We start from the raw sequence: 6,945 nt of genomic DNA, 5'->3' as shown, positions 1-6,945 counted from the left end.
AGTTAAATTGTTTGCAGGTAGTTAAATTGTTTGCAGGTAGTTAAATTGTTTGCAGGGTAACCCATCCATTCCAGAAAGCAGGTTATAAAAACAAATAACACCTATTATATAGCGAATATAACCAAATTTCGTTCTATCGTTAGTGAAAATCTATATTAGGCTGGATTTATGTAGTAATTTTGTATGAATGGATACGGAAACAGTTTTTAAGTCATACGTCAAGAAAAAAGATTATGCCGGTGGCGTAACCAGGGAAGAAGTATTGATCGGTAGTGATATTGATAAGGTATGGAAACTTTCTTCCAATGAAAATGCACTGGGACCTTCTCCTCTCGCGCAACAGGCGATTATGAATAGCCTTCAAAATATACATGAATACAAGTTTAGGGATGACCGTTTATTAAAGAATGCTATTTGTGAGACCTACCCTCATCTGACTTCAGAAAATATCGTCACCGCGAATAGCGGTATTGAAGTCCTGGAATTGATAACCAGGGCTTTTTTAAGTCCCGGGTTGGAATGTATTATTAGTCATCCTACTTTTGTGGCCTATGAAAGTATGATCGAAAATGAGGGAAGTAAAGTTGTAAACGTTCCTCTAAATTCGGATGATTATACAATGAACGTCGATGAAATTTTAAAGGCCGTTACTAAAAAGACCAGACTTATTTTTATCACGAATCCGAACAATCCAACCGGGACCTATACCGGAAAAAAGGATATCGATTTTTTAATAGATAATTTGCCGGAGGACGTTATTGTGGTCTATGATGAGGTTTACTTTCACTTCGTCGATGCACCTGATTATCCGAGAGCTTTTGACTATATTAAGGAGGGTAAAAATGTAATCGGCGTCCATAGTTTTTCAAAAGCCTATGGCTTGGCCGGAATACGATTGGGATATGGAATTTCTACCCCGCAGATAATTTCATATATTCAAAATATCAAAAGACCATTTATAATCAACACACTTTCTATGGTCGCGGGTATACATGCCCTAAAAGACAAAGAGCACTTAAAAAAAACGGTGGATCTAATACGAACGGAAAAAGAATGGCTGTATAACGAATTCGATATATTAGAGATGACCTATTGGCCCAGCCAAACCAATTTTATTTTTATAGCACCAAAAATTAAGGACTTTACCGCTCAAATGCTTACAGAAGGAATAATGGTCAGACCTTGTGATAAATTCGGTGCCCCAAATGGTGTTCGGATTACCATTGGCACCCATGAAGCCAATAACGCATTAATAACGGCCATCCATAAAACTTATTCCTATGCCTAGATATCACACATTGGGGGAAATTCCCCCTAAAAGACATACCATTTTCAAGAGCGATTCCGGTGATTTTTATTATGAGGAATTATTCGGGACGATAGGTTTTGACGGAATGTCATCGCTGTTATATCATACGCACCGCCCGACACAGGTCAAGGAGGTATTGAAATCGTATAGCGTAGCACCTAAAATTGCTCTAGCGAAGAATATGAAAGCCATGAGTTTAAAGGGCTTTGACATCGCCGCAACGGACGATTATTTGGAAAGCAGAAAAATTATATTGGCCAACAGCGATTGTTATATTGGCTTGGCGGCGCCCAAGAAATCATTGCGGGATTATTTTTATAAGAATACGGATTCCGATGAAGTCCTGTTTGTTCATAAAGGGACCGGCAAACTGAGAACGTTTTTGGGAAATATCGATTTTAAATATGGTGACTATCTCGTTATTCCCAGAGGGATGATTTATCAGGTGGAATTTGATACGGAGGATAATCGACTGTTTATCGTAGAATCCAAACATCCCATTTATACGCCCAAACGTTATCGCAATTGGTTTGGACAGCATTTGGAGCAGTCCCCATTTTGTGAGCGTGATATGCATCCGCCTAATGAATTGGAAACTTTTACGGCTAAAGGGGACTTCCTTTTAAAAGTAAAAAAACAGGATATGATACATGAATATGTGTATGCGGGCCATCCCTTTAGCGTTGTTGGATGGGATGGATATAATTATCCCTATAAACTTTCCATCCATGATTTTGAACCGATAACGGGTCGGATCCATCAACCGCCCCCGGTACATCAAACCTTTGAAACCAATGCTTTTGTAATATGTTCGTTTGTGCCCAGGTTGTACGATTATCATCCACAATCTATACCGGCGCCGTACAACCATAGCAATATCGATTCCGACGAGGTCTTGTATTATGTGGATGGGGATTTTATGAGTAGAAACAACATCGGCATTGGCCAAATTACCTTACATCCGGCCGGTATTCCCCACGGGCCGCATCCCGGGGCAATGGAACGCAGTATCGGCCAAACGGAAACACAGGAATTGGCGGTAATGGTCGATACCTTTAAACCCTTGATGGTTACGGAGGAAGCAATTACTATTGATACAGGTGATTATCACACCTCTTGGCTGGATGAAAATCATTGACCTTTAAATAAGAGGAAGTAATCAATATTGATATTGGGGATTATCACACCTTTTGGTTAGATAAAAATCATTGAATACTAAAAAATACGGGTTATGGCAGGCATAAAGCATCTAAAAGACTTACAGAATACCGAGTACGGTCTAAAGAAAATATTCGAGGAAGCAGAAGATTTTCTTCCTTTGAACGGGACGGATTATATAGAATTGTACGTTGGAAATGCAAAACAGACCGCCCATTTCTACAAAACGGCATTAGGCTTTCAATCAGAGGCATATGCAGGTTTGGAAACAGGAATGAAGGACAGGGTCTCCTATGTTTTAAAACAGGATAAAATACGATTGGTATTGACAACCCCCCTTGAAAAAGACGGACCTATTAATGCCCATATCAATACCCATGGGGATGCAGTAAAAGTGGTAGCGCTTTGGGTCGATGATGCCAAAAATGCGTTTGAGGAAACCACCAAAAGAGGTGCCAAACCCTTCATGCAGCCCACCAAGGAAGAAGATGATCACGGTTACGTGATTCGTTCAGGCATTTATACCTATGGCGAGACCGTCCATATTTTCGTTGAACGTAAAAATTATAACGGTATCTTTTTGCCAGGCTATAGAAAATGGGAATCACACTACAACCCAGAGCCTGTGGGATTAAAATTTGTGGACCACATCGTTGGCAATGTGGGTTGGAACGAAATGAGGCCCTGGTGCGAATTTTATGGCAAAGTGATGGGTTTTGCGCAAATTGTTTCCTTTACGGATGATGATATTTCTACGGATTATACGGCTTTGATGAGCAAAGTAATGAGCAATGGCAATGGTAGGGTCAAATTCCCCATCAACGAACCTGCCAAAGGGAAAAAGAAGTCTCAAATAGAAGAATATTTGGACTTTAATAATGGCCCTGGGGTCCAGCATATTGCCGTGGCCACGGACAATATTGTAGCTACCGTTTCCGCGATGAGGGATAGGGGCGTAGAATTTTTATATGTCCCTGATCATTACTATGACGATTTATTGGATAGGGTTGGGGAAATCGATGAGGACGTAGAGGTGTTAAAAAAGCATGGAATTTTGATCGACAGGGATGAAGAAGGATATTTATTGCAAATTTTCACAAGGACAATAGTCGATAGGCCCACAATGTTTTTTGAAGTAATTCAACGTAAGGGTGCGCAGTCATTTGGCGTAGGAAATTTCAAAGCCTTATTTGAAGCCATTGAACGCGAACAGGCCAGTAGAGGTACTTTATAGGGCGATTCCTAATTAAAGCTAATCCTGAAATAAAAATCCGGCTATTTCAAAAAGTAATGACATGGGCAGAAAAATTACTTCATGGGTAGACATTCCCAAAGATTCGGATTTTAGCATTTACAATCTTCCCTTTGGGATTTTCTCCGTTGGAAACGGAAATAAAAAAATGGGCATCGCAATCGGGGACCAAATAGTGGATGTGTATGCTATCGCGGAACAAGGGTATTTCAAAGAATTAACAGTAGATAAGGGAGCTTTTGTTACCGATTATTTGAACGATTTTATCGATCTGGGCAAACCGGTCACTAATGCGGTTAGATTAAAGGTACAGGACTTACTTTCCGATAAAAATCATTCGTTACTTGATCAAACAAAGGTTTTGGTGCCCCAATCCGAAGCCCAAATGCATCTTCCCGTTCTAATAGGGGATTATACCGATTTCTACTCTAGTATAGAGCATGCCACTAACGTAGGAAAAATCTTCAGAGACCCTGAAAATGCGCTATTGCCCAACTGGAAACACCTTCCTGTCGGATATCATGGTCGGTCTTCCTCTATTCTGGTTAGCGGTCAAAATGTGTATAGGCCTAAGGGTCAGGTGATGTTGCCGGAGGCCAAAGACCCGGTATTCCAACCCTCTTCGAAAGTGGATTTTGAATTGGAAATGGGCTTTATTATTGGCAAGAATTCCCGAATAGGGGAATCCATTAAAACCTCGCATGCAGAAGATTACATTTTTGGGAAAGTGCTTTTTAACGATTGGTCGGCCAGGGATATCCAAAAGTGGGAGTATGTGCCCTTAGGCCCATTTTTAGGGAAAAGCTTCGCATCCTCAATGTCTCCGTGGATAGTTACTTTGGAAGCTTTAGAGCCTTTTAAAGTCCAAGGTCCCGAACAAAATCCTGAAGTATTGCCTTACCTTACCTATAGCGGCCAAAAAAATTACGACATCCATTTAGAAGTGGGCATAACACCAAAGAACGGTGAAGAAAACATCGTGAGCAAGTCCAATTTTAAATACATGTACTGGAATGTGGCGCAACAATTAGCCCATCATACCAGCAACGGATGTAACATGAAGGTTGGGGATGTGTTAGCATCGGGTACCGTTAGCGGAAAAGAAGAGAATTCGTATGGGTCTATGTTGGAATTGGCATGGGGCGGAAAAAAGCCCATTACGTTATCCAATGGGGAAAAAAGAAAATTCATTGAAGATTTTGACTCTGTAACCATGAGAGGCTATTGCGAAAAAGACAGTATCAGGGTCGGATTTGGTGAAGTAACGGCACAAGTATTACCCGCTATAAATTAAAATGTATGGAAGAAGTTACCTCAATAGATGTCAATGCAATCGGCACATCGGAAATATATCAAATGCTAACGACGGCCATTGCGCCAAGACCCATAGCTTTCGCCAGTACAATAGACAAAGAAGGGGTCGTAAATTTGAGTCCCTTTAGCTATTTTAATGTGTTCAGTGCCAATCCCCCTATCTTGATTTTCTCCCCGGCCAGAAGGGCTAGGGACAATTCTGTGAAGCATACCCTTGAGAATGTACGGGAAGTAAAGGAAGTCGTTATAAATACAGTCAACTATCCCATGGTCGAACAAATGTCATTGGCAAGTACCGAATATGACAAAGGCGAAAATGAATTTATTAAATCCGGACTGACCCCAATAGACTCCATTAAAGTAAGGCCGCCCCGTGTTAAGGAATCCCCGGTTTCCTTTGAATGTGTGGTAGATAATATCGTTAAATTAGGGGATGAAGGAGGTGCAGGCAATCTCATTATTTCAAGAGTAGTATTCATCCATATCGATAATAGATATTTGAATGAAAATAACCAATTAGAAACGAAAAGGTTAGATTACGTTGCCAGAATGGGAGAAAATTGGTACACCAGAGTTACGGAGCAGTCCCTATTTGAAATCCCAAAGCCCATTCGAACCAAGGGCATTGGCGTAGATCAATTACCACAACATATTTTTAAAACGGATATACTTTCTACGAACGACATAGGTAGGCTTGGCAATGCAGAAAAAACGCCATCCGAAGAAGATCTATACCACTTCAAAAAAAAACCAGGGATTGCGAGAATTCTAAAAATAGGTGCCACAGATGAAAAAATCGCACAATTGCACAAGACTGCTAGAAGCTATCTCCAAAAAGGTAATCTAGACTTTGCGCTCAAAACACTTTTCTGTGACAGGTTTTGAACTATTGTAAGATTTACTGATAACCTGCTTCTATGAGTCCATAAACTTGTGCTGTTTCAAGAACTGAAAAAGCCAGGGGAGGTGAAGTGGACAGCGTTTAGGTTACACTCTCACCTACTAAATTTAAACAATCTCCGCACTCAAACCGGCGCGCAATAGCCCACTGCAACGGGGTTCCAGATCGTTGTACTCTCCGGTCTTGACCGTACATTTACCGTTGTAGTGTACGATTAGGGAGCATTGCTCGGCCTGCTCGGGCGTGTGCTCGCAAACATCCATTAAGGTTTCGATAACGTGGTCAAAGGTGTTTACCTCATCGTTGAAAAGAACAATTTCGTTTTGTTTTACCGTTTCTTCCTTGAGAAGAACTTCTTCCAATACTTTCTCTCTTGTACTCATGGCAAATGATTTTCCTACAATTTTTCTATACTAAGAATATCCCTAAATTACATATTTTGCGGCAACCCAATGGTTCTTTTCGAGGTTTTTTTCGAATTTGAGTCCGGTTTCAGCGCATTTTTTGGAAATGACTGAAAAATCCTTGGCATAAAATCCACTTACAAAAAGCGTTCCCTTTTCCGTTAGGTTTTGGGTATAAATAGGGATGTCTTCCACCAAAATATTCCGGCTGATATTGGCAAGGATGATATCATATTTTCTATCGCCCAGCAATCCCGAATCCCCTTCATAAACATTGATATGCGCACAATCGTTTCTTGTTACGTTTTCCTTGGCATTGAGATAGCACCAATTATCGATATCGATGGCATCTACATGTAGCGCACCTTTCAGGGCAGCAAGAATGGAGAGTACGCCCGTACCGCTACCCATATCAAGAACGGACTTTCCTTCAAAATCGTGGTCTAAAATAAATTGTAGCATCATATGGGTCGTTTCGTGATGGCCGGTGCCGAAGCTCATTTTAGGTTCGATAACGATATCGTATTCCACATCGAATTTCGTATGGAATGGGGCGCGAACAGCACATCGATGATTGATTAGGATGGGATGAAAATTACTTTCCCAA

The 6,945-nt window shown here is 40.8% G+C and carries 7 protein-coding genes; 5 read left to right on the top strand and 2 right to left on the bottom strand.

The annotated features are described in order from the left end of the window. Positions 1-187: 187 nt before the first annotated feature. The 5 genes from hisC (at position 188) to ACEW8S_RS11110 (ending at position 5,918) form a co-directional block, all read left to right on the top strand. Positions 188-1,288 (top strand): histidinol-phosphate transaminase, encoded by a 1,101-nt coding sequence (gene hisC, locus ACEW8S_RS11130; protein WP_373518226.1) that lies wholly within the window; start codon positions 188-190, stop codon positions 1,286-1,288. Then, positions 1,281-2,447 carry a homogentisate 1,2-dioxygenase gene (locus tag ACEW8S_RS11125; RefSeq protein WP_373518225.1) on the top strand — a complete coding sequence of 389 codons (1,167 nt, stop codon included), beginning with the start codon at positions 1,281-1,283 and terminating at the stop codon, positions 2,445-2,447. The genes hisC and ACEW8S_RS11125 overlap by 8 nt, the downstream gene beginning before the upstream one ends. Before the next feature lie 93 nt (positions 2,448-2,540). Beyond that, positions 2,541-3,701, top strand: coding sequence for a 4-hydroxyphenylpyruvate dioxygenase (gene hppD, locus ACEW8S_RS11120; protein WP_373518224.1), 1,161 nt, complete (start codon positions 2,541-2,543; stop codon positions 3,699-3,701). A 73-nt stretch (positions 3,702-3,774) separates the two neighbouring features. Then, positions 3,775-5,013 carry a fumarylacetoacetase gene (gene fahA / locus ACEW8S_RS11115; RefSeq protein ID WP_373518227.1) on the top strand — a complete coding sequence of 413 codons (1,239 nt, stop codon included), beginning with the start codon at positions 3,775-3,777 and terminating at the stop codon, positions 5,011-5,013. Between the two features lie 5 nt (positions 5,014-5,018). Then, positions 5,019-5,918 carry a flavin reductase family protein gene (locus ACEW8S_RS11110; protein WP_373518223.1) on the top strand — a complete coding sequence of 300 codons (900 nt, stop codon included), beginning with the start codon at positions 5,019-5,021 and terminating at the stop codon, positions 5,916-5,918. Positions 5,919-6,041: 123 nt separating this feature from the next. Here ACEW8S_RS11110 and ACEW8S_RS11105 read toward each other — a convergent pair whose 3' ends face one another. Next, positions 6,042-6,317: an ATP-dependent Clp protease adaptor ClpS gene (locus ACEW8S_RS11105; RefSeq protein WP_373518222.1), complete on the bottom strand. Its 276-nt coding sequence runs from the start codon at positions 6,315-6,317 to the stop codon at positions 6,042-6,044. A gap of 42 nt (positions 6,318-6,359) precedes the next feature. Then, on the bottom strand, positions 6,360-6,945 hold a 586-nt coding region (prmA, locus tag ACEW8S_RS11100; protein WP_373518221.1), incomplete at its 5' end, for a 50S ribosomal protein L11 methyltransferase.

The organism is Pricia sp., from assembly GCF_041745955.1.
Classification (GTDB): domain Bacteria; phylum Bacteroidota; class Bacteroidia; order Flavobacteriales; family Flavobacteriaceae; genus Pricia.
The sequence above is the reverse complement of the archived record's forward strand: the minus strand, read 5'-3'. Positions and strand labels throughout refer to the sequence as shown.

Excerpts from the sequence above, each read along its gene's own strand:
- ACEW8S_RS11105 (WP_373518222.1), bottom strand. The coding sequence starts at position 6,317 with ATGAGTACAAGAGAGAAAGTATTGGAAGAAGTTCTTCTCAAGGAAGAA.
- hisC (WP_373518226.1), top strand. The coding sequence starts at position 188 with ATGGATACGGAAACAGTTTTTAAGTCATACGTCAAGAAAAAAGATTAT.
- ACEW8S_RS11125 (WP_373518225.1), top strand. The coding sequence starts at position 1,281 with ATGCCTAGATATCACACATTGGGGGAAATTCCCCCTAAAAGACATACC.
- hppD (WP_373518224.1), top strand. The coding sequence starts at position 2,541 with ATGGCAGGCATAAAGCATCTAAAAGACTTACAGAATACCGAGTACGGT.
- ACEW8S_RS11110 (WP_373518223.1), top strand. The coding sequence starts at position 5,019 with ATGGAAGAAGTTACCTCAATAGATGTCAATGCAATCGGCACATCGGAA.